The organism is Arthrobacter sp. NA-172 (assembly GCF_043952055.1).
Taxonomy (GTDB): Bacteria; Actinomycetota; Actinomycetes; order Actinomycetales; family Micrococcaceae; genus Arthrobacter.
The window spans coordinates 696084-719980 of sequence record NZ_JBINOT010000001.1; the positions used below are offsets into that span (position 1 = coordinate 696084).

A 23897-nucleotide genomic window follows, 5' to 3' on the forward strand; every position below is an offset into this window, starting at 1 on the left:
AACCTTCGGCCCAGGCGCGCTCCCTTCCTGACCTTCTTCGAACGAAATTTCTCCCGACGCGCCGGCGACACGCCATTTGGCGGGCCTGTTCTGATTCAAAAAGGGTCAGGACGGGAGGCCTCGACGGGCACGGCACCTCGTATTTGCACGCCAGCAGCCTTCAGTTCTGGCAACCAGGACACCAATAGAGCTTGCGCGCGCCGATTTCAGCCATCTGCACGGCTTCACCGCACCGCCGGCACGGCTGGCCCTGGCGCTTGTAGACAAAGTGCGCCTCGCCGTCGAGCGCTCCTGCTTTCCCACCGCTCCACACCGAAGAAGGCGTCGTAACAATCCGGCCGTCCCGGACGCCGTCGCTCATGGCTGCCGCGGTGTCTTCCCACAGGAGTCCGGCGGTTTCCGGGTCCAACGAGGAGCCCTGGAGTCCACGGATCGACCCTTTGGCGGAACAACACTTCCGCGCGATAGATGTTGCCCACTCCGGCCAGGACCGACTGGTCCATCAGGAGAAGCCCGACGGCGGTCTTGCGGCGCCGTATCCGCCGGATGAACTCCCCGCGGTCGCCTGGAAGGTTGTGAAGGGGATCGGGCCCGAGGCGCGCCTGGATCGCGGCCGCCTCTGCCTGCGTGATCGCAGCACACGTCGTGGCGCCCCGCAGGTCCGCCCAGCCATTTCTTGAGACAAGGCGAACCCGGACTGCACCCACTGGCTCGGGCGGTCCCGTGTAAAGGTTTTCCACGGCGCCCTGAGCCGGGTCCTGCAAAAATGTCTCGCGTTCGCCGATCCGCCGCGGCGCCCCGATGCTCGAGGCCCCGCGGAAGGATGCATCGCCGCCAAAGTTCCATGCGCCATACAGTCCCAAATGGACGTGCAGAAGCACGGCATGGTCAAACCGGAGGAAGAGTTGCTTGCCGTGAGCCGCCGCCTCAAGCAACTCATGGCCGTCCAATAGCGCAGCCCCCGCCGCGAAACGGCCCTGCGGGCTGGAAACCTCCAGCACGTGGCCGGAAAAGACATCCCGGAACTGACGTGCCAGGCGATGGATGGAATGCCCTTCAGGCACTATGCAACGATTTCGCCAGTGTTCTCATAGGTGGCGATTTTTCCGATGCGGCGCACGTGGCGTTCGTCGTTGCTGAACGGTTCTTCCAGGAAGGCCTCGATCAGTTCGGTCGCTTCCTCGACGGTGTGCTGGCGGCCGCCGACGGCAACCACGTTCGCGTCGTTGTGCTCGCGGGCCAGTTTCGCCGTGGACAGGTTCCAGGCCAATGCGGCCCGGGCACCCTTAACCTTGTTCGCGGCGATCTGCTCACCGTTGCCTGATCCGCCCAGGACGATGCCCAATGCGTGAACGCCGGCCTTTTGGTCCGCAACTACGGCGGCCGCAGCGGTGATGCAGAACGAAGGGTAGTCGTCGAGGGCGTCGTACACCTTGGGGCCGTGGTCAACGACGTCGTAGCCTTTGGCCGTCAAGTGGCTTACGAGGTGGGCGCTGAGCTCCATGCCAGCGTGGTCCGTGGCAATGTGGACGCGGGGTGTGGTCACAGGAAGTCCGTTCAGTCTGGCTCGCGAACGCGGCAAAGCCGGGCGCGGCGGTGAGGGATGCGGTTCCTAGGTTACTAGGGTCGGGCCGCTGCTCACCTCCTAAGACGCGGGCGGCTGCTCTCCGCGCTGGGCGCGCGCCGCAACCCTGTTGAGGATTCCTGCGAGCCGGTCCGCAGTGGCGGAGGTTCCAGCGCTGAACGCCACCCTGCGGCCGCTGACCTGCCGTACGACGACGGCGGGTCCGCTGCTCACGAGCATGGCAGTGGCTCCTCCGTGGTGCCGGAGTCCCCAGCCGCCAAAGTCAGCGGCCCTGACTTCCTGTGCAGCCGCTCCGGCGATGTCAACGGCCGGGACGGTCAGGACCTTCAGCACACCGGCGACAAAAATCTGTACCCCGCCGCGGTCTGCGCGAACCCGGACGAAGAGGAAACACGCACCGATGACCGCGGCTGCGGCTACTAAGGCGCCAAGCCACGGGACCGCAATGGCAATCAACATGGCGGGAAACAAGGTGGCCACGCAGATCATCACGAACACCGAGCTCCTCGCATGAACCCAAAGCAACATTGAATCCTCCGCGAGCGCAGGGTCTTCCCTCAGGATCCGTTCGCTCTCGAGTGCGGCTTCGTCCTCAGGCGTCCAGCGGGGGTCAGGCTTGAAAGCAAGCATCATGACGACGCCCAAGGGCAGCGCGGCCCCGGCACCGAGGGCGAGCACCGTGGCATCGACGTGGGAACTGCGGGCGTCAGCAAGGCCCGTTTGCCCCACGAGGCCGGCTGCCAGCACGGCGGTGATGAAGAGGCTCACCATGAGCCCCAGCCCCATCATGAACCGGCGCATGACTACAGGCCGGGCAAGGGGTGCCGCTTGGAGAAAGACCAACCATCCTGTCAGGACCATGAGACCGGTTCCACCGAACACGTAGGCGCCGAACGGGGCGAAGCTGGTTCCGCCGTCGGCGTTCCACGCAATGGCGACAGGATCCGGAAGATTGTTGCGCAACATCAGCGCGCAGACCGCAAAGGCGGCAGCCAACAGCAGCGGAAATGCCACAGCAAAGCGGAGTGCCCGGAGATCCAGCGAGTCGCGCATCTTTCCCATAATCCAACGCTACCCCCGCCGGGCGACACTGTGACGGCGCCTCCTTGCCAAGCCGGGATCCAGTGAAAGAATGACTTCACAGTGCCGGCGTTGGCTGAAGTCAGCCGGCTTCTCGCAACCCATTCTTGGAGGCACCACTTTGCCAGGCCTGAACCTGACGCGCGCCGAAGCTAGTCAGCGCGCAGAATTGCTTACCGTGACTTCGTATGACGTCACCCTCGATTTGACGAAGGGCGCCACGGTTTTCGGCTCCACCACGGTGGTGAGGTTCTCCGCCGTCGAGGGTTCCTCGAGCTTTATCGATGCGATCACTGACACCGTCCACAGCGTGACGCTGAACGGCGTCGAACTTGATCCAGCCGTTGTGTCCGACGGCGTGCGCATCCAGCTGCCGGAGCTCGCCGCCGAAAACGAACTCACGGTGGTTGCCGATGCCCCCTACATGAACACCGGTGAAGGCCTGCACCGGTTCGTGGATCCGGTGGACAACGAGGTCTACCTCTACACCCAGTTCGAGGTGCCCGATTCCCGCCGCATGTTCGCTGTGTTCGAGCAACCGGACTTGAAAGCAGCGTTCACTTTCACCGTCACTGCGCCCTCTCACTGGGACCTCATCTCCAACTCCCCCACTCCCTTGCCGGTGGAAACCACTCCAGGGGACGACGGCGGCGCGCGCTCCGTCTGGAATTTCACCCCCACCCCCCGAATCTCTTCCTACGTCACGGCGCTGATCGCAGGACCGTATCAGTCAGTCCGGGGCAAGGTCGCCAGCTCGGATGGCCGGATCATCCCGTTGGGCGTCTTCGCGCGGAAGTCCCTCATGCAATACCTGGATGCGGACAACATTTTCGAACTGACCCGCCAAGGCTTCGAGTTCTTCGAGGCCCAGTTCGGGTTCCCGTATCCCTTCGAGAAGTACGACCAGCTCTTCGTCCCCGAGTTCAACGCCGGGGCGATGGAAAACGCCGGCGCGGTGACGATCCTCGAGGGCTACATCTTCCGGAGCAAGGTCACCGATGCGCAGATCGAACGCCGCGCAATTACGGTGCTGCACGAACTGGCCCACATGTGGTTCGGGGCCCTGGTCACAATGCGCTGGTGGAACGATCTCTGGCTCAACGAGTCGTTCGCTGAGTACATGTCCCACCTGGCCGCCGCCGAAAACACGGAGTTCGTCCGGGCGTGGACCACTTTCGCATCCGTTGAAAAGTCCTGGGCATATCGTCAGGACCAGCTGCCCACGACGCACCCGATTTTTGCCGAAATCAACAATCTCCAGGACGTCGAGGTCAACTTCGATGGCATCACCTATGCCAAGGGAGCTTCCGTCCTGCGGCAGTTGGTTGCATGGGTGGGCCCGGAGCAATTCATGGCCGGCGTCCGTGAGTATTTCAAGAAGCACGCTTGGCAGAACACCGAGCTGGTTGACCTCATGACCGAGCTCGAAGCGGCCAGCGGCAGGGACTTGAACCAGTGGGGCAAGCTCTGGCTTGAGACTGCGGGGGTCAACACGCTCGCTCCCGAGCTTGACGTCGACCCCAACGGCATCATCACCTCGTTCTCGATCCTCCAGACAGCTATTGACGAGCAGCCCGTCCTCCGTCCGCATCGCCTCGCAGTGGGCTTCTACAACCTTTCGGCCGAAGGAAAACTTGAGCGCACCCACAGGGAGGAGCTCGACGTCGACGGCTCCCGTACCGATGTGGCCGCCCTGGTCGGGATGCCGCGCCCGGACCTGATCTTGCTCAACGACGACGACCTCGCCTACGCGAAGGTCCGCCTCGACCCCACATCCTTGGCCACCGCGAAAGACCACCTGAAGGACTTCGCCGGGAGCCTGCCCCGCACCCTGGTTTGGGGTTCGGCCTGGGATGCGGCCCGCGACGGCGAATCCCCCGCGAGGAGCTACGTCAGCCTGATCCTGGCCAACATCGCCTCCGAGACCGATTCTTCCGTTATCCAGACCCAGCTCCGCCAGCTGGCGACGACCCTGACGTACTACGTCGCGGCAGAACACAAGGAAGCGGCCACAAGGGCGGCCGCGGACAAGCTGTGGGAGCTTTCTTCCGCTGTTGCCGCTGGATCGGACGCCCAGCTCCAGTTCGTGAAGTCCTTCGCGCTGCTTGCCGCCAGCAGTTCCCAACTGGACACTGTCGAGTCGCTCCTGGAGGGTGCGACCGTCCTGGAAGGCCTCTCCGTCGACCAGGACCTGCGCTGGGAACTCCTCACCTCCCTAGTAGTGGGCGGCCGCCACGGGCAGGCCCGGATCGACACCGAACTTGAGCGTGACCACACTGCCAACGGCCAGAATGCAGCTGCCTTGGCGACGGCAGCACTGCCCACCGCCGAGGCGAAAGCCGATGCGTGGAACAAGATCGTTGCTACCGGCGAGCTTTCCAATGCCATTCAAAGCTCCGCAGTCACGGGTTTCACGCGCGTGCTGGACGCCTCCCTGCTGGAGCCGTACGCCGAAAAGTACTTTGAGGCCGTCCCTGAGATCGTCGCCAACCGCACCCACGCGCTGGCCCAGCAAATCGTCGTCGGACTCTACCCGGCGCAACTGACCACGCAGGCCACGGTTGACCGAACGGACGAGTTCCTGGCCGGCTTGCCGGCGGACAGCAACGCCCTGCGGCGCATGATGCTCGAAAACCGCGACGGCGTAGCCCGCGCCTTGAGGGCCCGCGAAGCAGACGCTTAGGCACCATCGCGTGACTCACGGTGAGGCGCCGGTTCCGCATTTCCTGGAACCGGCGCCTCACCGCGTGTTGGCCGTTATCAGCGCCACTAGACTTTCCACATGAGCCCTGGACGAACACCACTATTCACTGACCGTGCGCTGGACTGGAAATCTGGGCAGCGGCACTTCCACCTACCGCGGCTATAGCAGGGACCACGACGTCGAGATCCCCGGGTTGCCCGTCCTGAAGGGCTCCTCGGACCCCACCTTCCACGGCGACCGTAGCCGGTACAACCCCGAGCAGTTGCTCCTGACCGCCTTGTCCCAATGCCACATGCTTTCTTTCCTGCATGTGGCGGTTAAACACGGCGTGGTGGTCACGGACTACGTGGACCACGCGGAGGGCATGATGCGGCTCAACCGGGACGGCAGCGGCCAATTCGAGAACGTCACGTTGAAGCCGCAGGTCACGGTTGCCGATCCCGCCCACGTCTCCCTCGTGGACGAACTGCACCATGAAGCCAACCAGGTGTGTTTCATCGCCCGCAGCGTCAATTTTCCAGTCCTGCATAAACCCAGCACGACGGCGGCTGCTAGTTAGGGGGACCGCTTAGGGTTCCCGCCCGCCTTCACGGCGGGTTCCGTCAGTTCGCTGGCCGCCCGTAGTTGTTCGACCAACAGCTGTTCCCGCCCGGCAGTCAGGCCTGCCTTACGTCCCCTGCCCAGCCCGCGGGCCCGCTCGTCATCCAAAGTGTCACCCAGGGTTTCCTGCCAGGGACGCAAAGCCAAGCCGTGGGTGCGCGCGGCGGCATTTGAGCGGGTCGAAAAGCCTTCGTAGCCGGGCGGCAGCCAAAGCGGAAGGGAGTCGGGACCGGACCAGTACTGCACCCCGTGCTCCGCGAGCCAACCCGCGTCCGCCACAACCGTCTCCCCCAGCACCCCGGCCTGACGCCGTGATTCGTCGATGTATTCACCAAAAGGAACCACATCCCCGACGGCGTTGAAGGCACCCGTGAGTCCACCTTCCGCCGCTGTGAGTACCCAGGCCGCAAGGTCCCGGACATCGATGACCTGGGTGGGTTGGTCCGGGATGTCCGGCAGGAGCGCGGGATCCTGGGAGCCCGCAAAGCGTGCGGGCCAGTAGCCATACCGGTCTGACGCGTCATCCGGACCCGCAATCAAGCCGGGCCGGACAATGAACGCCATCGCCCCGGCGACGGTCAACGTCAATTGCTCAATAGCGGACTTCGACTCGCCATAGCTTTCGGGCGTCGCTGGAGTGCCCTCAGGCAACGGAGGGAGCAACTTTGCGTCCTCATCCGCTCCCGGTGTTGAATGGTCTGCGTAAACAGAACAGCTGGACACGAAGGTCCAATGGGCCGTCCGCGCACTCAGCGCTTCCAAGGCCTGCCGAGCTTGCTCCGGATCACGGGACACGTCCACTACTGCGTCCCAGTCGCCGCCCAGCCCGGCGTAGGCAGGCGCACCTTCGGTGCTGTCGGCGCGGACCCACGTGGCGCCGCCGGGCGGTTCGCGGGTTGTACCGCGTGCCAAGCACGTGACCTGATGCCCTGACGCGACGGCCTGCCGTGCAATTTCAGATGACAAGAAGGCTGTTCCGCCCAGAATCAGAATGCGCATGCAGCCACGCTACGGCGATAGGGTTGAGCGTGGACAGACTGTTCAGCGCCCGGCGAAAAAGGGGCCGGCGAACAATTGGATCCAGTGAGGAGAACCGCCGCAAATGTATATGACCCAGTCGACCGATACCATCGTGGCCGACGCAGCCAAGATCGATTACGCGTCAATCTTCGTGACAATCGGCATCGGACTGTTGTTCTGGGTCGTGGCCCGGTTCATTATCCTGCGGATCGCGCGCAGCGTCGCCGAGGGCACCACGCTCTTCAAGAAAGCGCATTTCCGTTGGGTCCAGCCTGCCTTCCGGGCCCTGGACCATGAACGACGCGCCCAACGGGCCCACACCATCGGCTCGCTCCTGACGAGCGTGCTGAGCGTGGTGGTGGTGGTCATCGTCATCATCTACGTCCTCAAATACCTGAATGTGGACATTGCCCCGCTGCTCACGAGCGTCGGTATTCTGGGTGTGGCCATTGGCTTCGGAGCCCAGCAGCTCATCCGCGATTTCCTGTCCGGGATCTTCATCACCATCGAGGACCAGTTCGGGATCGGCGACGTCATTGTGACCACCGAGGTGATCGGCACCGTTGAATCTGTGGGGCTCCGCATCACACGGCTCCGGGCCGAAGACGGCGCCATCTGGTACTTGCGCAACGGCGAGATCTTGAGGGTGGGCAACCGTTCGCAAGGCGACTACGTCCCCGAGGAACCAGCCGTACCGGACTGCGTTCCGCCTGCACCTCCCGGCACTGCGCCGGCCGAAACCGCTGCATCCGGTGCCCCTCAACCGTCAAAGGAAACCCTCAAAATTCGAGAGCAGAAAGCAGGTGAGTGACGTGAGCAGCCAGCAGGAATCCGCCGCACCACAGCCGGCCGAGCGGCGGCAGTTGATGCAGAACGATCCCTTCAGCCAGCCTGCCTACACCGACAGCTTCTATGAAGCCGTAGGGGGCCACGAGACTTTCGCTAAACTCATCGATGTCTTTTACGACGGCGTCGCCGGAGATCCATTGCTCCGGGCCATGTACCCGGAAGAGGATCTGGCGCCGGCAAAGCGCCGCTTCCTGATGTTTCTTGAGCAGTATTGGGGCGGCCCGGGAACCTACAGCGAAGAACGTGGGCATCCCCGCTTGCGGATGCGGCACATGCCATTTCAGGTTACACCTGAAGCCAAGGACCGCTGGCTCTTCCACATGCGCGCAGCAGTGGACTCCCTCGGTTTATCGCCACTGCACGAAGGCACGCTGCGGGACTACATGGAGCGGGCCGCCCTAACGATGATCAACAGCCCATCGGTCCAGCAGCCCTGAAAACCTAGCTGGGCTCAGAAAGCCCGGGTGCCGTGGGCCTGAAAGCCAAGGCCCGATCCAGAGCGTGCCAAAATGTGGCCCCGGGTCCCGCTGAGCCGGAACCACCGGCCGTTCCGGAAGAGGCGATGTTCCCCGTCACCAAGGAAACCGAGCATCAACGCCGCGAACGCGGCCCCCGCCGGCACGCCGTCGAGCCCGGGAATCTCCCGTCCCCACACCGCTGCCCGGGCGTTGTTGACGATCAGTGCGCCGGGCTGGTCCGGAACTATGCCGGCCACCTCGGTGATCCCCGCCTCCGCAACCGACTTGAGTTCGGCGTCGGGCACTGAACCCACCGGCTCCCAGCCGCTGCGCGGCGCCCCTACTCCGGCCCACGATTCGGAAACCGTCGACGGCGGGATGGGCAACTCGACATCCTCCGGACCGGAGCGCGCAAGGCGGTCCAACACTGACGAAAGAGTCACCGTGACGTCAGCGTGCGCGTCATCAGACAGGGCCATGGTGCGTAGCCCGAGGATGGTGGGCGTCGATTCGCCCAAGAGACGTGGCCTCAGGACACAGACATACGCCGCCAGAACGCGGCCGGACGCCTGCAAGCGGATGGCGCCGTCGTCGATGCTCTTGGCTCGCGTGACGTAGGTACGGAGATCCGCCAGATCACGCGGATCGACGAAATGGAAGGACTGGGTCAGGACATCGGACACATCTCGACTCTACCGGCATGTCCACGGTTGAGAGGGGTCGGGGTGGCGTCTAAAGTCGAACCATGACTGACGCGCACGCCGCCCTGGAACATCAGGTTGCCCTTGAGGACCCGACATCCACCCTGATCGAGCTGCTCTCCCTGGCCGATTTCGACGGCGCGAGGACAGCAGAGGACATCTTCCTGGGGCCCTCCCAGAAGCAACCGCGCCATCGGGTGTTCGGCGGACAGGTGCTGGCCCAATCGCTTGTGGCGGGCATGCGCACGGTGGAAGAGGACCGGACCGTCCATTCCATGCACGGCTATTTCCTTCGTCCCGGAGATGCCAACCAGCCCATTACCTTCAGCGTCGAACGGCTTCGCGACGGACGCTCATTCTCGGCGCGCCGGGTGCACGCCTACCAGGATGGCAAACCGATCCTGTCGATGATCGCCTCCTTCCAGACCGAGGCAGAGGGCGTTGAGCACCAAGCCTCCATGCCTGCCGGAATTCCGGACCCCGAATCCCTGCCGAGTACAGCGGAACTCCTTCAAAAGTACGACCACCCGCTCGCCCGCCACATGTCCTTCGAGCGGCCCTTTGATGTCCGCCATGTGCAGCCTGCGCTCTACGTTGAGGCACCCAAGGACCATGTGGCCAGCAATGCCGTCTGGATGAAGACCTTCGGCCCGATGCCGGACGATCCCAACCTCCATCTGGCCGCCCTGGCGTACGCGAGCGACTACACCATTCTTGAATCGGTTCTGCGCCAGAACGGACTGAGCTGGATGACGCCTGGCATGAGCGTTGCGAGCCTCGATCACGCCATGTGGTGGCATCGCCCTGTCCGGGTGGATGAATGGTTGCTATACGTCCAGGAATCCCCCAGCGCCCAGGGCGCCCGCGGACTGGCCACAGGTAAGATTTTCAGCCGCGACGGCCAGCATGTCGCCACCGTGGCGCAGGAGGGAATGCTCAGGATTCCTTCGTAGGCGCTCACATATTCGGCATCTTCGCAACAAATCTTCGCAACAAAGAAGGCCGGCGCTTCAGGGAACTTTCCCCGAAGCGCCGGCCTTCTCGCGTTTTCGTCGCTTAGTCTCGCGTCAGCTTGCGGTGCGTGACACGGTGCGGCTTGGCGGCGTCAGGACCGAGGCGCTCCACCTTGTTCTCCTCGTAGGACTCGAAGTTACCCTCGAACCAGTACCACTTCGACGGGTTCTCCTCGTCGCCTTCGTAGGCCAGGATGTGGGTGGCAACCCGGTCCAGGAACCACCGGTCGTGCGAGACCACTACGGCGCAGCCCGGGAACTCGAGCAGAGCGTTCTCAAGGCTGCTGAGGGTTTCGACGTCCAGGTCGTTGGTGGGCTCGTCAAGAAGCAGCAGGTTTCCGCCCTGCTTGAGGGTCAGCGCCAGGTTCAGGCGGTTGCGCTCACCACCGGAGAGCACCCCGGCCTTCTTCTGCTGGTCCGGTCCCTTGAAGCCGAAAGCCGCGACATAGGCGCGGGACGGCATTTCAACATGGCCGACCTGAATGAAGTCCAGTCCGTCTGAAACGACCTCCCACAGGGTCTTGTTGGGGTCGATGCCGCCACGGCTCTGGTCAGCGTAAGAGATCTTGACCGAGTCACCGATCTTGAGGTCGCCGCCGTCCAACGGTTCCAGCCCGACAATGGTCTTGAACAAGGTGGTCTTGCCCACGCCGTTAGGACCGATGACGCCGACGATGCCGTTCCGGGGCAGGGTGAACGAAAGCCCGTCGATCAGGGTCCTGTCGTCGAAGCCCTTCTGCAGGTTCTTCGCTTCCAGAACCAGGACCACCCAGGCGGGGTCCCGGCGGAATCTGGATTTCTTCGAAATCAAGCTTCCTGGTGCGGTCTGCCTCGGCCGCCATTTCCTCATAGCGGGCCAGACGAGCCTTCGACTTGGTCTGGCGACCCTTGGCATTGGAGCGGACCCACTCGAGTTCTTCAGTGAGTCGCCTGGCCTGCTTGGCGTCCTTCTTGCCTTGGATTTCGAGGCGGGCACGCTTCTTTTCCAAGTACGTGGAGTAATTGCCTTCATACGGGTAAAGGCGGCCTCGGTCCACCTCACAGATCCACTCGGCGACGTGGTCCAGGAAGTACCTGTCGTGGGTGATGGCGAGGACGGCGCCGGCGTAGGACGAGAGGTGCTGCTCCAGCCACAGCACGCTTTCGGCGTCCAAGTGGTTGGTGGGCTCGTCAAGGAGCAGGAGGTCAGGCTTCTGCAGCAAGAGCTTGCAGAGCGCTACTCGGCGGCGCTCACCACCGGACAGGACAGTCACATCGGAGTCGCCGGGTGGGCAGCGGAGTGCGTCCATGGCCTGCTCGAGCTGGGAATCGATGTCCCACGCATCCGCAGCGTCGATCGCTTCCTGAAGGTGCCCCATTTCCTCCAGAAGCGTGTCGTAGTCGGCGTCCGGGTTAGCCATTTCCTCGGAGATCTCGTTGAAGCGCTGGATCTTTGAGTAGATCTCGCCCACGCCTTCCTGGACATTGCCCAGGACAGTCTTTTCCTCGTTCAGGGGCGGCTCCTGCAGGAGGATGCCCACAGAGTAACCGGGGCTGAGGCGGGCTTCGCCATTCGACGGCGTGTCGATGCCTGCCATGATCTTCAGGATCGTGGATTTACCGGCTCCGTTCGGGCCGACGACGCCGATCTTCGCACCGGGGAAGAACGACATGCTGACATCGTCCAGGATAAGTTTTTCGCCAACGGCCTTGCGAGCCTTGGTCATCGTGTAAATGAATTCCGCCATGCCGTTAAATCTAATGGGTGGCACGGCATAACTCACATTCGGGCCGGCTAGCGGGAATTCCCGACGAAGCATCTGCCGCTGGCCAGCACCGGCAGCACCGACACTGAAACCTGGCCGTCCCTGATCTCGCCCATGACGCAGTCCTTGTCCAGTTTGGCCGCAGCCTCGATGGCATCGACGTCCAGCCCTGTCGGCGTTTTGCTCGCCGACACTTCCAGGCTCGAGTCGGGAATACCGGCGGACACGAGCTGAGATCGCAGTGCGTCTTGTGCGGGCTTGGGGTTTGAAGCTGCCAGCGCCTTCAACGCCGACTCCATGGTCTGTTTCAACGTCACTGTGGCCGCACTGGCCGCACTGGCCGAAGCCGAAGCCGAAGCGGAGGCTGGGGCCGCCGCCGGGTGAGAAACGGATGAGCTTCCAGCACCGGCCGTGGCAGCAGCTGGAGCGGCACTGCCGGTACTCGGCGGAGCAGCCGCAGGCGCGGAACAACCGGCCACCAGCGCGCCCACGAGGAGCGGCGCTGCAAGCAATAACGATGGACGTCCGGCTGGGCGGCGGAGTCTTGATGGTTTTCGTGGCGTTCCCCTGCTCATCACCCGGCCATTCTGCCATGCGGCGCACCACCTGTTGCGCCGCACGGCATCCGCAGGTGTCCACGGCGCCCCTTGTCCAAGCAAGGTTCAAACAAGCGCTTTCAAGCAACTGCGTCCACGAGTTCTCCGGTCTCGGTATCAATGAGAGCCGACTCGTCGCCTTCTCCGGCCGGAAGAATGACCTCCCGCTCAGTTGCAGCGCCGCCATCATCGTCGTCGCGTACGCCGGCTTCGCCTTCTTCCTCAGCGGAAGGCCACGGGGCCTCCGGCTCCGCCTCAGCGACCGCGGGCGCAGGCGTGCTCTGAGGGCCGGCGCCACTTACCGTCCGAGTGAAATTCGCCGAGCCCCACATGAGGTCATGGCCCACGGACTCGGCGACTATTTCGGCAACGTGGTAGATCTTCCCGTCGTGCTCCCATTGCCTCAACTTGAGTCTTCCGACCGCGATGATCCGTTGGCCCTTCTTGACGCTGCATCCGATATTTCCCGCGAGCTGCCGGAAGGCCTGGACAGTGAACCAGTTGGTGTTGCCATCAATCCAGACATTGTTGGCACGGTCGAACCTGCGCTCCGTGGAACCCAGGCGGAACGACGCAGTCCCGGTTCCGGCCGGCGTCGTCGACGTTCTGATTTCCGAGGCCACAAATCCCCGGACAGTGATGATGTCGTTCATGGTCTTGTCCTAACGTGAGTTGAGCTGCCAATGCGGCTCCTTCAGCTTCACGCGCCGTAGCAATCCGCGGCAGTACCCAAATCCCCTATGTGGATAGACCTGTCCATAAACGTGCTGTTGAGGACAAGTGGCACCGAAACATGGGAGCCCGGACGGAGACATTTTGGATATTCCTGACCCGTCGACTAAATTGGGGGTCGACCGCCCTGGTTTGGGGTTCTCTTGGGGGAAGAATTTTGAAAATAGCTTTGTCCAAAACCGCGTCTTACGCCGGTGCCCTGATCCTCCTCACCCTGCTGTCATTCTGGCGGATACCGCAAGTGGCGCAGGGCGTGGTGTGGGCGGAGGACGGTGCGGTATTCCTAACGGACGCTTTGAACCACCCCCAGGTCCTCACGCTGGTCCACCCTTACTCCGGCTATCTCCACGTGGTGCCGCGCCTCGCAGCGGACGTGGTGGTTCGGTTCTTCGCCCTTCGAGACTATGGCCTCGCGCTAAATGTCCTGGCATGCGCGGCTGTTGCGGTCGTCTCCCTGATGACTTACCACTGTTCGTCGGCAGTAACCGGCAGCAAATGGATCCGTGCCGCTTGGGCGGCCATTCCTATTTTCGTGAACGTCGGCGCAATTGAGACACTTGGCAACTTCGCGAATATGCACTGGTACCTGCTCTGGCTCGCGCCGTGGCTCTTGCTGAAACCGGCAAAGTCCAAGTTTGAAGGTAGCCTCCTCTTTGTTGTCGCTGCGCTGAGCTCCCTGACAGAGATCATCACGATTCTCTTTGTTCCGCTCTTCCTTTACCGGCTTCGAGACAAGAACCTGTGGGCTGCCCGGGCAGGCCTTGCCCTAGGTCTGGCTTGCCAGATTTACGCAACGCTCACCCATCCGCGGGGAGGCAGCGCAAGTTATCACCTGGACCCGCTGTCCGCCTTGTACGGATGGTTCCTGAACACCAGCGGACCGATCGTCTATGGCACCTCAACCAGGGTCATGCAGCAGATCATCAGTTTCGGGCCGGCTCCCATGATCCTTGCGGCCCTCCTTGTTGTTGCCGTCTTCGTGGCAGTGCTGATCCTGGGCTCGAAGCGGGATAAGTGGCTCGCGGGCCTCTTCCTCACCGCATCGGTGGTGATTTGGTGCGGCTGTGTCTTCTCCAACCCTGCTCATTATTTGGACTACGCCAGTTTTTCCGCCTCTGACTGGAAGACGATTTTCTTATTCGGCCGGTACTCCGTGGTTCCAACCATGTTCGTCCTTGCCCTGTTGCCATTGTTCGCGTCGGCCATGTCCAGATTTGGAAAGTCGGCACCGGCGGCCGTATTGGTGGCGTTCTCGCTACTCCTGGCGTCCATGTACTTCCCACCCTCCACATCACGGGACAACGGTCCTGTTTGGGCCGAGCAGGTCCTCATTGGGCGCAATCTGTGCGGGCAGGCGGCCGATACAAACTTCTACGACGTTCCCACCGCGCCAGCATTTTTCGAAGGCAAGGTACGCATTTCCTGCCCGGCACTGAAGGCCGGTTAGCCCGAATTGTTGGCTAGCCAAGCCCAGCGATACACTTGGGTGCGTCGCCAGCCTCGGTAGCTCAGAGGATAGAGCAGGAGCCTTCTAATCTCTTGGTCGGGGGTTCGATTCCCTCCCGGGGCACGCGAAAAGCGGTCCTGACCTGCGGAAACGTTGGTCAGGACCGCTTTGGGCTTCGTAGCCCAATGAGGCCCATCCACCGCTTGCCCACCGGAATCAACGCGGACGGAGATGTTGTTCTTGCTCCTCCCGCGTCTCGGCTGCCAGGAAGCCCTCCACCCTCTACAGCTGGAGGCGGTAGCCAATGAATTTAGTCTTGGGTGTGTAGAGGGCCTCATACGCCAAACCGAGACGCGGCTCCAGAAACGCATGCACTGCGCCATGCGCGTGCTCTGACATGCACGCTCCGATGGTCAGTCCAACGCACTGCTGCACGTACTGCCCGATCGCCGGGTGTAGATGGTGGGCGGCGGGGCCATAGACATCCTGTGAGCTCTCAGCCTTGTCCAGAAGGCGATCTCGAATCATCTTCCGCCGATCTTCGTAGCGGCGGAGAAATTCGGCATCATCAGAGCTTTGGTCGTTGAGTTGCGCTGCATCCAAAAGCATCGAACGTACCCCATCGAGCAGGTCAAGCAAGTCTTTCGCTCTGCGTGAGAACCTTTCGTTTCGGACCTGAAGCCTCGGTTTCAGAAAGAAATCAACAAAAAGAGCAACAAAAGCGCCGACGCCCTCGGTTCCCAGGACGGCCCATACATCCCACGCCGTCATTGTTGCCCCGAGAGCCGATGCCCAAAAGCCTGCAGGAGGCCGGTCATGTCGGGCGCCTCATGGGTCCTGTGCACATAGTGCCGGCTAGTTATCTGCTCACTGGAGTGACCCAATTGAGCCGACGCAGAGGCCAGCCCGATCGAGTTTGCCAGCAGCAGGGTACCAACCGATTTACGGAAGGTATGCGGCGTCACCCATTTGAATCCGAGTTCATCCCTTGCTGTCCGCCATTGCTTGCGAAAGTCGCCGGGGTCGCGAATCGTGCCTATCGAGGATGGGACAACGACATCCCACATGTTGGCTTCGAGTTGCTGGACTTGGCGACGGAAGAGCATCTTAACCGCGAAGGCAGGTAGGAAGGACCGCTGCCGAGAGTTGGTCGACTTCGGATGTTCCTGACACCCGGCTGAGAATTCAGCTCGCCTTCAATCTCAACCTGTCTGGCACTGGTCAACCGACTTGGGCAGCGGCAGCAGACTTTCGCGAAACGTCGCGAACTGACGGGCGAGGCGCCGCACCGTCCTTGAGTCCTAAGTCGGGGGCTACCTCAGATAGCGTCACGCCTCGTTGTGGGTGAACCGCTCAGGAGCGGTTCGCAAGAGGAGGCCCTCGAGCTCGCGCAGCTGTGCCGCTGCCCGTTCCTGCAGCACCGTCAACTGCTCCTGCGTGATGCGCGGCTCGGTCCGGGACACGAGCGCCAGAGTCTTCCAGAGCAGGGATTTGCCGGTGACGGCGCTGATGAGGGCTTCGAGTTCGAGTTGTTCGGCCGCACCGGTTCTCGCGTTCAGGGGGTTGACCGGTCCGAGGGAGCCCAGGAACTTACCGGCCCATGCGAACGGCTTTTTGTAAGCGGGGATGCCCATGCCAAGCGCTTCGGCGATTCCGTGTAGGGCGTCTTTGTCGGCGCGTACTTCGTCCCGGAGCCGGGCGATGCTTTCTCCCTCTACCGTGTCTTTCAGGTTTTGGCGGCGTTCCCGAACAGACGCTCACCCGCCGCAGCGGCGACCAAGTGGCTGTGCAGGTAGGAGGACCAGGAATCCTCTGCTTTCGCATGCTGTTGGATTTTCATGCTGAGGTACCTTCCGGGGCGGCGGGGGCGAGTTGCTGGCTGGTGACCGAGCACGACGCCGAAATGGATCGGCGTCCGTGCCTGCACCGATTCTAAGACCTGAAGGCGAACTGAACTCGACGGTAACGTCTCAGGCGGCCGGTTTGATGAGTTCAGGTCCGTTGTTCCGGACGTAATTGACCTTGTCGCTGACGACTCGCGGCACCAAGTGCGGCTCGGGCATGGCTTCGACCCAAAGCCGGTTCGACCGATCTCTATCAAGGAACGGTCAAGCTGTTTACAGCAGCCGGCTTCACGATAGTATCCACTGCGGTGCCGGGAAGGGCTGTCATGCGCATACAGCGCTGACTCCGGCAACTCTCGATCCCGACGCGAGCCGCTCACGGCAACGTCAAGATCTCCGGGCCCTCCGCAGTGATCGCAACGGTATGTTCGCTGTGCGCGGCGCGGCGGCCGTTGGCGGAACGCAGGGTCCACTGATCGTCGTCGTGGTAGTAGTCATCGCTGCCGCCCAGAATCAACATCGGCTCGATAGCGATCACCAGCCCCTCGACCAGCTTCACCCCGCGGCCCGGCCGGCCGATATTCGGCACGCTCGGTTCGGCGTGCATTGTCCGGCCAATGCCGTGCCCGCCGTGATCGGCAAGGATACCGTAGCCGCTGCGCTTGGCTTCCCCACCGATGGCGTACGCAAGGTCGCCCATCTTGTTTCCAATCCGGGCGGCTTCGATTCCGCGAGCAAGGGCGGCATGCGTTGCATCGATCAAGTCCTGGTCCACGGGGTCCGGGGTACCCACGATGAAACTGACGGCCGCGTCGCCGCACCATCCCTCCACGAAGGCCCCGCAGTCGACGCTCAACAGGTCGCCGTCCTGCAGCACATATCCGTCCGGGATGCCGTGCACCACGGCGTCGTTGACGCTCGTGCAGATGACCCCCGGGAAGGGCGTGGAGGCCCAGCGAGGACGGTAGTTCAGGAACGCCGGCTTGGCCCCGGCGGATTCGATGAATGCGGCAGCCACGTCGTCCAGTTCCTTGAGCGACACGCCGACCTCGGCTTGCGAACGGACCGTGGAGAGCGTGTTTGCAACCACCCTCCCGGCTTCTCGCATGAGTGCAATCTCGTCTTGCGTCTTGACAATGGACAAAGAAGCCTCCAAAGCATGAGAAGCCAGAGGCCCGGGCGGACCGCCTTTCACATCCACTCTAGGGGCGCCCGGATGCCAGTCAACACCTCGGTTGAACCTGGATCAGGGCTTGGGTTTGAGCTTCAAGATCCCCCGACGTGAGCGAAAGAGAACATGCGTCTTCTTGTCGTAGAACACCAGGTAGGCGATGAACAGGACCCCTATGGCAATAGCTACTCCGCGCACCACTGCGAGGGGAATCCACTGGAAGACACTTAGTTGGTCCGTGAGCGCGATCAGGGTGAAGAACGCCGTCAAATAGTAGACAGTCCGGAGCTGGGGTCCTTCCGCAATGCCCGTCACGGTAAAGAACACGAGCAGCCAGACCATGTACCAAGGCTGGATCACCGGCGCCAGGACCACGACGGCGGCAAAAGCCCAGGCCATCCGCCGAAGCACGGACTTGTTGAACCCGGCTTCGTCTTCGATCGGGGCCGGCATGCCGAACCCACGGCCGGGTGTGCGCACAGCCAGCCAGACAATCGCGAGCGCGGAGACTGCCGTTCCCATCGTCTGAATAACATCTGCCACGGAAACGCCGGGACCACCGAAGAGTCCGACGGCCATGCCTGCCGTATGGGCGAGCAAGCCCACGGGTGCATACCACATCCAGACGGCGCCCGGCGTTTGAAGCGCGCCAAGCCAACCAAATCCGAGGCCGTTGACAACGCCCGCGGCTGCCAATAGCGCAACGGAAAGGCCCAGCGTAGCGGTCCAGCAGATGATTCTGCGGCCCCACCCAGCGCGGGATCCGGCCCACAGCAGTCCAGCGAATGGCAACGCAATCAAGGTGATCGGTTTGATCGCGATCGATGCCGTGATCAGCAAAATTCCCAGCACGGGGCGTTTGACCGACGCGTAGTACACGCCGGCAACCACGAGCCCCAACATCAAAGAGTCGTTATGCGCGCTCGCAATGAAGTTAATCAGGAGAACCGGGTTGAGAACCCCAAGCCAGAGAGCCCTGTCCGGGTTCACCCCGTGGATCGCCGCCAGGCGCGGAACGTAGGTAGCCAGCAGTATGACCCCGGCAAGTGCTGCCAGGCGAAAGGGAATCAACGCAAACTCGGGAATTCCCGTATCTGAGATTCCCGAGGTCATCCACACCGCGCCCTGTTCAATCCACAGCCAGAGGGGACCGTAAGGCGTGGGCGCTTCAGTCCACAAGGTATCCGGTCCGAGCGAAAAGTAGTTGCTGAGGGCCGAGATGCCGTTGGTATATGGGTTAAGGCCTTGCAGCATCAGGCGTCCTTGGCCGATGTACGCGTATGCATCCCGGCTGAACAGCGGCAGCGCGAACATCAACGGCGTTGCCCACATCCACAATGCGCGGCGGAGCACAGGGTGTGAGGATGAGTCCCATCCACCGATCCGCTGCGCGATCCGGAGCCATGAGCGCAGGAGCAGGAGTGCGCCGAGGCAGAGCATCACCGTACACAGGATCACGGCCACCGGGGATGTCCGGGCCATGATGAACAAGGGCAGGCGGATCAGCACACCGCTGGTTGTTGCCAGCCAGCCGACGCCGATCGAGCCCGCCACCATGAGCAGGGAGCCGATGAACCCCTGAAGAATCGCGGTCCGTGCTGCCTTAGCTATAACAGCGCCGTGTACCGGGGGGTTGGAACCGTCAAACGCCTCTGGATGAGCCAACGAACTCCTCACCTCACGCTCACGAAACTTCGACGTCACCATCAAAAAAATCCTGTCCGGTTCCCTACGGCACCCGGGCCAAAGTTGTCGTGCCGGCTGCGGTGGATTATTGCAACTGTAGCATCGCCATCTGCGCCTCCCCGGGCCCGTACAGGCGACGGGTCGGCCCGTGAAACCGGCCTGGGATAAGATGAACAGGGCTCTGGTTTGATGCCGAAGGCCCACAGCCACGCCGGCTCCACACGAATTCCAGTGGGACCTCTGTTGTCTGGAGCGGCTCCGGCCACCACTGCTTGCGGCACCCTGTGACGATAACTACCTGACAAGGATCCTCCCATTTCCACGGACTCATTCTTCAGCGCGCTCACACGGTTCCGTCATCGTGTTCTTCCGTCTTCCTTGGAGGCACGGCTCAACTCCCCCAAAGGTCTGCTGGTGGGCTTCTGCGTTGTGCACCTGGTCTTTCCTGGTATTTGCCCTGATCGTCTCCCTTCGTGGCGAAGCGTTCAGCGACACCTTCATCTACCGGGATTGGACTATGGCCGGATTCCGGGACGAGAACCTCAGTGGCGGCCCAAGCCCGTGGGTCTACCCCGTCCTGGCCCTCGTACCGATGGCCATCGCCGGCATGGCCGGTCCAGGCCCGTTCTTCTTCTTGTGGGTACTGATGATCACGGTGCTCAACGGCGCAGCTATCGTCAAGCTCACTGGCTGGGGACGCCGGCGCGAGGCCATTCCGGCGGCATGGTGGTGGCTGGTCTTCGTCTTCATCATGGGTTGGCTGGGGTTCGCCCGCGTTGACGGGTTCACTGCGCCCATCGTGCTGATCGCCTTGGCCTATGGGGTTTCCTACCCTTTCATTGCCTCGACCCTTCTGAGCATCGCGACCTGGATGAAAGTCTGGCCAGCCGCCGTCATGCTTTCCCTGTTCACGGTGGTCAAGCAGAGAACCAAGGTAATAGCCGCCGGCATTCTGACCAGCGCATTGGTGCTCGCCCTCACCGCTGCTTTAGGCGCGCTGCCCAAGCTCCTTAACTTCCTGACCCAGCAGGGCGATCGTGGCATGCAGCTCGAGGCCACCTTCACCACTCCTTGGCTGTGGCTCTCGGTCCTCCATGTGGGCAACTCCCGGATGTATATGAACACGGACATCAACTCGATGCAGGTGGACGGCCCGGGTACGGCCTTCATGTCATTCCTGATGCAACCCCTCCTGGTCCTGGCCGCAGTCCCTGGTGGCTGCCCTGACCTTCTGGGCACTTCACAACGGCAAGCGGAGCGGCGGGGTGGACCGCACGGAGCTGCTGCTGGCCGGATCCTTGACTATGGCTACAGCCTTCGTGGTATTCAACAAGGTCGGATCCCCCCAGTTCATGGTCTGGCTGGCACCGGCAGTCGCAGTGGGGCTCGCCCACAGCTGGAAGGAATGGAGGCTCCCCGCGGCCATGCTCATTGCCATTGCAGTGGCCACCTACTTCATCTATCCCCTCTTCTACGACGCCCTCAGCCACAACAACCCCTTGATGGCCTTGGTTCTGACCGTGCGCAATGTCCTGCTGGTAGTACTGTTCTGCTGGTCCGTGCGCCGCCTGTACCTTTTGGGTAAAAAGATCCCGGCCAACAAGCCGGCCGCTGCTGCCAAGGAGTTCTGAGATTTCCGTTCGATTCTTTGACGGGCTGGTCCGCGTGCGCGACGCCGCCCTGCCGCCTGCCGCCGTCGCCTGGTTTGGCCGTCCATCCAGCGTTTGGTGGGGTTTCGCAGCCGTCCACGTCTACTTCCTCGGCTGGATGGCGAGCTTTTTCATCGTCGGGAACACCTTCAGCGACACCGAGCAATACCGCCAGTGGGCAATGAACGGATACAACCTGGCGGACCTTAACGGCTCTATCAGCCCTTGGGTGTATCCAGTCCTTGCCCAGATCCCGATCTTCCTGGCCAACATCGCAGGCCCAGGCCCATACCTGCTCGTCTGGACCCTGATCATCACTGCGCTCAATGCCGCAGGCTTGTTCATTTTGACCCGCGGACCTCGCAAAACTACTGGTGTTGCGCCCGCGTGGTGGTGGCTGTTCTTCACCCTGTTCATGGGTTACCTCAGTTTCGCCCGGGTGGAGGGCATCACCGCGCCCATCGTATTGGTGGCCCTGCTGTACGCCTCCACTCGCCCGGTAGCAGCCGGCATCCTCCTCAGCATCGCCACTTGGATCAAGGTCTGGCCTGCCGCTGTCGCTGGTACCCATCATCATCGCGAGCCGCCGCAGGCTAAAGGTCATGGCGTGCGGTGCCGCCGTGACCGCGGCCGTCGCCTTGGGCACGTACCTTTCGGGCGGACTCCCCCACATCCTTGACTTCCTCACCAACCAAGGTGAACGCGGCATGCAACTCGAAGCCACGTTTTCGACGCCCTGGGTCTGGCTCAGCGTGTTCCATGTGGGCGGCTCAAAAATCGCCGACAACGTCGCCATCAACTCCACCGAGGTCTACGGACCAGGAGCGAGTGTGGCCGCGTTCATGATGCAGCCCCTTCTGGTGCTGGCCGCCGTCGCCGGCTCGGTGATCCTGGTGTGGGCGCTCCGGCGCGGAGCCGAACCGGAAGAACTGTTCCTTGAAGGTGCCCTCCTGATGACCACGGCGTTCATCGTGTTCAACAAGGTGGGTTCACCGCAATTCATCATTTGGCTGGCCCCGGTTGTCGTCGCCGGCCTGACCCACGACTGGAAGCGGTGGCGTGTACCTGCAGCCCTCCTGATGGGCATCGCCGTCACAACATTTGTGATCTATCCACTGTTCTACACACCGCTCATCCATGCGAACCCCGTGATGGCAACAGTGCTCACCACACGGAATGTTCTTCTGGTTGTCCTGCTCTGGTGGTCGGTGCAGCGGTCCTTGGAGCTCGGGCGCAAATCTAGCAGGGCAACTGCTATGGGGAGCGTCTGAGCCGCTGCTCGAGCCTGCGGATCAGTTCCGCAGGGGTGGAGCTGATCAGCAATCGGCGCGTGTGAATGTCCAGCACCAACAGGTAGACAGTGAACCCCACGGCCACCACGAAGGCCAGGGAAGAGACCTTGACGTTCAGCTCGACAAAGGACAGCACTGAAATCTGGTCTTGCGCGCCGAAAGCCACGAAGAACGTGATGGCGACATACAGGGATTTGATCTGCCAATCGTTCCGGATTCCCGTGACTGCGAGCAGTGGAATGAACCAGAGGACGTACCACGGCTGAATGATCGGAGAAAGCATCACGACGGCGGCGAACGCCAGGCCCGCACGCCGCACCAGCCGCGAGTAATCTCCCCGGAACATCAGGACAACTACCAGTGCAATTCCCGCCCATTTCATGAGGACCCGGAGGCCGGTGGCCAGCGTGGGACCGGGCAGGCCCAGGAGATTCGCGATCACCTCGACCTGCTGGCCGAGAAACCCTGACGGCGAATACCCCGTATAGCCGGGAGTGGGATCGAGGATGGCCCAGACCCACCCAAAGCCGAGGTTGAACGGGATGCCGCTTACGGCCAGGACGCAGAAGCTGATGGCCGCCGTCGCGCCCCAGAACAGGAACTTGCGTGTCCAGCTCGCGGCGGGACCGGCCCACATGAGGCCGATGAAAGGCAAGAGAAGTACCGTGATCGGTTTAATTCCAATGGAAGCCGTGACCAGGAGAATCCCTGTAATGTGGCGCCCCGTGGCGGCGAAGTACATGCCTGCCACTGCCAGGCCCACCATGAGGGCATCGTTGTGGGCGCTCGCCACAAAGCTGATCAGGAAGAGCGGGTTGGCTACGGCGATCCACAGTGCACGGCCCGGAATGATCCCGTGCAGCTCGGCCAGTTTGGGGATATACAACACGCAAAGCAGCACGCCCACGGTGGCAGCAACCCGAAACAACAAGACGGAAAAATCGGGCTGGGCGTCGGTGATGCCCACCACCCATCTGGCAAGCCACAGGAAATACGGTCCGTAGGGAGTCTTGGCCTCCGCCCACGCGGGGTCCGCACCGAGGGAAAACCAGTTGCTCAGCGTCGAAATGCCTGAGGTGTACGGATTCTGCCCCTCCAGGACCAGCCTGCCCTGACCTGTGTAGGCGTACACATCGCGCGAATAAATGGGAACAGCAAACATCATGGGCGCCGCCCACGCCGCAACCGCGATGACCACCGATCTGAGCGAACCTGGTCCCCAGTCCTTGAGCCTCTGCCCAAGGCGCAACCAGGACCTGACGAGAAGCATGGCTCCAGCCGTTAGCAAGATGGTGGAGGTTGTCACGCCCCAGCCCTCGGTACGCAAGGCGATGACTACCGGGTGCCTGAACATTGGCGATCCGTTGGCGATCCACCCCGCGCCGATGGAACCCGCGAAGATCATGAGGGATCCAAAGAACCCTTGCCAGATGGCCACGTAGGCCTTGGCCCGGGGGGAAGCGCCGGAGGGCGAAACCTTCGGAGAAGAAGTGGCTCGTTCTACGGTCTTCCCCGACGGCGCGAGGGGTTCTCTTGCCTCATCCCGGCTATTTGAGGTGCTCACTCCCGATTCGCCTGCCGTCATGATATTCCAGTCCCTACGTACATTGGTCCAGCTCGTCGAGGCAGGCAACAACCGCTCGACAACGGCCCAGTTTACCAGCCGGAGTGCGCCGCAGACGCGGGATCGAGCGCCCTACCGTCCTTCTTGTGCGGCCGAACGGT

The 23897-nt window shown here is 62.4% G+C and carries 19 protein-coding genes, 1 tRNA gene and 4 pseudogenes; 10 read left to right on the forward strand and 14 right to left on the reverse strand.

Translation table 11 applies throughout. The features are described from left to right. Positions 1 to 160: 160 nt before the first annotated feature. The 3 genes and pseudogenes from ACF0H6_RS03510 to ACF0H6_RS03520 form a co-directional block, all read right to left on the reverse strand. A pseudogene (locus ACF0H6_RS03510) lies at positions 161 to 1064 on the reverse strand (Fpg/Nei family DNA glycosylase). Then, positions 1064 to 1546: a ribose-5-phosphate isomerase gene (locus ACF0H6_RS03515; protein WP_395248481.1), complete on the reverse strand. Its 483-nt coding sequence runs from the start codon at positions 1544 to 1546 to the stop codon at positions 1064 to 1066. The pseudogene ACF0H6_RS03510 and the gene ACF0H6_RS03515 overlap by 1 nt, the downstream one beginning before the upstream one ends. Positions 1547 to 1645: 99 nt before the next feature. After that, positions 1646 to 2647, reverse strand: a complete 1002-nt coding sequence (locus ACF0H6_RS03520; protein WP_395248482.1) for a hypothetical protein — start codon at positions 2645 to 2647, stop codon at positions 1646 to 1648. Between the two features lie 139 nt (positions 2648 to 2786). Between ACF0H6_RS03520 and pepN the strand changes: the two genes are divergently transcribed. Together pepN and ACF0H6_RS03530 are read left to right on the forward strand one after the other, a co-directional pair. Beyond that, the gene (gene pepN, locus ACF0H6_RS03525) at positions 2787 to 5348 is read left to right on the forward strand and encodes an aminopeptidase N (RefSeq protein WP_395249868.1); all 2562 of its coding nucleotides are present in this window, start codon (positions 2787 to 2789) and stop codon (positions 5346 to 5348) included. Positions 5349 to 5481: 133 nt separating this feature from the next. Continuing rightward, entirely contained in the window at positions 5482 to 5928 is a 447-nt protein-coding gene (locus tag ACF0H6_RS03530; protein ID WP_395248483.1) for an OsmC family protein, read from the forward strand. On the opposite strand, the gene ACF0H6_RS03535 is transcribed toward ACF0H6_RS03530, so the two are convergent. Beyond that, complete coding sequence (locus ACF0H6_RS03535; RefSeq protein WP_395248484.1) at positions 5925 to 6968, reverse strand: NAD-dependent epimerase/dehydratase family protein; 1044 nt, start codon at positions 6966 to 6968, stop codon at positions 5925 to 5927. The genes ACF0H6_RS03530 and ACF0H6_RS03535 overlap by 4 nt on opposite strands. Before the next feature lie 103 nt (positions 6969 to 7071). On the opposite strand from ACF0H6_RS03535, the gene ACF0H6_RS03540 reads away from it, so the two are divergent. After that, complete coding sequence (locus tag ACF0H6_RS03540) at positions 7072 to 7800, forward strand: mechanosensitive ion channel family protein (RefSeq protein ID WP_395248485.1); 729 nt, start codon at positions 7072 to 7074, stop codon at positions 7798 to 7800. Between the two features lie 55 nt (positions 7801 to 7855). Beyond that, complete coding sequence (locus tag ACF0H6_RS03545) at positions 7856 to 8275, forward strand: globin (RefSeq protein WP_395249869.1); 420 nt, start codon at positions 7856 to 7858, stop codon at positions 8273 to 8275. A gap of 14 nt (positions 8276 to 8289) precedes the next feature. On the opposite strand, the gene ACF0H6_RS03550 is transcribed toward ACF0H6_RS03545, so the two are convergent. After that, complete coding sequence (locus ACF0H6_RS03550; RefSeq protein ID WP_395248486.1) at positions 8290 to 8979, reverse strand: hypothetical protein; 690 nt, start codon at positions 8977 to 8979, stop codon at positions 8290 to 8292. A 62-nt stretch (positions 8980 to 9041) separates the two neighbouring features. Here ACF0H6_RS03550 and tesB point away from each other — a divergent pair, with 62 nt between their 5' ends. Beyond that, entirely contained in the window at positions 9042 to 9950 is a 909-nt protein-coding gene (gene tesB, locus ACF0H6_RS03555) for an acyl-CoA thioesterase II (RefSeq protein WP_395248487.1), read from the forward strand. Between the two features lie 103 nt (positions 9951 to 10053). Here tesB and ettA read toward each other — a convergent pair. Together ettA and ACF0H6_RS03565 are read right to left on the reverse strand one after the other, a co-directional pair. Then, positions 10054 to 11737 (reverse strand): annotated as a pseudogene (ettA, locus tag ACF0H6_RS03560) (energy-dependent translational throttle protein EttA). A gap of 47 nt (positions 11738 to 11784) precedes the next feature. Beyond that, on the reverse strand, positions 11785 to 12054 hold the full coding sequence (locus tag ACF0H6_RS03565) for a DUF6993 domain-containing protein (RefSeq protein WP_395249870.1): 270 nt from the start codon (positions 12052 to 12054) through the stop codon (positions 11785 to 11787). Here ACF0H6_RS03565 and ACF0H6_RS03570 point away from each other — a divergent pair. Further along, a complete protein-coding gene (locus ACF0H6_RS03570) occupies positions 12014 to 12139 on the forward strand; it encodes a hypothetical protein (protein WP_395249951.1) in 126 nt (41 codons plus the stop codon). The genes ACF0H6_RS03565 and ACF0H6_RS03570 overlap by 41 nt on opposite strands. Positions 12140 to 12431: 292 nt before the next feature. Here ACF0H6_RS03570 and ACF0H6_RS03575 read toward each other — a convergent pair whose 3' ends face one another. Further along, the gene (locus ACF0H6_RS03575; RefSeq protein WP_395248488.1) at positions 12432 to 13004 is read right to left on the reverse strand and encodes a single-stranded DNA-binding protein; all 573 of its coding nucleotides are present in this window, start codon (positions 13002 to 13004) and stop codon (positions 12432 to 12434) included. A 248-nt stretch (positions 13005 to 13252) separates the two neighbouring features. Here ACF0H6_RS03575 and ACF0H6_RS03580 point away from each other — a divergent pair, with 248 nt between their 5' ends. Together ACF0H6_RS03580 and ACF0H6_RS03585 are read left to right on the forward strand one after the other, a co-directional pair. Further along, on the forward strand, positions 13253 to 14530 hold the full coding sequence (locus tag ACF0H6_RS03580; protein WP_395248489.1) for a hypothetical protein: 1278 nt from the start codon (positions 13253 to 13255) through the stop codon (positions 14528 to 14530). Positions 14531 to 14580: 50 nt separating this feature from the next. Beyond that, a tRNA-Arg gene (locus tag ACF0H6_RS03585) sits at positions 14581 to 14653 on the forward strand. A gap of 159 nt (positions 14654 to 14812) precedes the next feature. On the opposite strand, the gene ACF0H6_RS03590 is transcribed toward ACF0H6_RS03585, so the two are convergent. The 5 genes from ACF0H6_RS03590 to mptB (ACF0H6_RS03610) form a co-directional block, all read right to left on the reverse strand. Then, the gene (locus ACF0H6_RS03590) at positions 14813 to 15301 is read right to left on the reverse strand and encodes a hypothetical protein (RefSeq protein WP_395248490.1); all 489 of its coding nucleotides are present in this window, start codon (positions 15299 to 15301) and stop codon (positions 14813 to 14815) included. After that, on the reverse strand, positions 15298 to 15636 hold the full coding sequence (locus ACF0H6_RS03595) for a tyrosine-type recombinase/integrase (RefSeq protein ID WP_395248491.1): 339 nt from the start codon (positions 15634 to 15636) through the stop codon (positions 15298 to 15300). Before ACF0H6_RS03595 ends, ACF0H6_RS03590 begins: the two co-directional genes overlap by 4 nt. Positions 15637 to 15858: 222 nt before the next feature. Next, the gene (locus tag ACF0H6_RS03600) at positions 15859 to 16164 is read right to left on the reverse strand and encodes a hypothetical protein (protein WP_395248492.1); all 306 of its coding nucleotides are present in this window, start codon (positions 16162 to 16164) and stop codon (positions 15859 to 15861) included. Between the two features lie 586 nt (positions 16165 to 16750). After that, positions 16751 to 17518 (reverse strand): type I methionyl aminopeptidase, encoded by a 768-nt coding sequence (gene map / locus ACF0H6_RS03605; RefSeq protein ID WP_395248493.1) that lies wholly within the window; start codon positions 17516 to 17518, stop codon positions 16751 to 16753. Between the two features lie 102 nt (positions 17519 to 17620). After that, the gene (mptB, locus tag ACF0H6_RS03610) at positions 17621 to 19210 is read right to left on the reverse strand and encodes a polyprenol phosphomannose-dependent alpha 1,6 mannosyltransferase MptB (RefSeq protein ID WP_395248494.1); all 1590 of its coding nucleotides are present in this window, start codon (positions 19208 to 19210) and stop codon (positions 17621 to 17623) included. A 336-nt stretch (positions 19211 to 19546) separates the two neighbouring features. Here mptB (ACF0H6_RS03610) and ACF0H6_RS03615 point away from each other — a divergent pair. Next, a pseudogene (locus tag ACF0H6_RS03615) lies at positions 19547 to 20862 on the forward strand (glycosyltransferase 87 family protein). Positions 20863 to 20896: 34 nt separating this feature from the next. Further along, positions 20897 to 22151: pseudogene (locus ACF0H6_RS03620) on the forward strand (glycosyltransferase 87 family protein). On the opposite strand, the gene mptB (ACF0H6_RS03625) reads toward ACF0H6_RS03620, so the two are convergent. Beyond that, the gene (mptB, locus tag ACF0H6_RS03625; protein ID WP_395248495.1) at positions 22135 to 23736 is read right to left on the reverse strand and encodes a polyprenol phosphomannose-dependent alpha 1,6 mannosyltransferase MptB; all 1602 of its coding nucleotides are present in this window, start codon (positions 23734 to 23736) and stop codon (positions 22135 to 22137) included. The pseudogene ACF0H6_RS03620 and the gene mptB (ACF0H6_RS03625) sit on opposite strands and share 17 nt — an antisense overlap. Positions 23737 to 23897 lie beyond the last annotated feature (161 nt).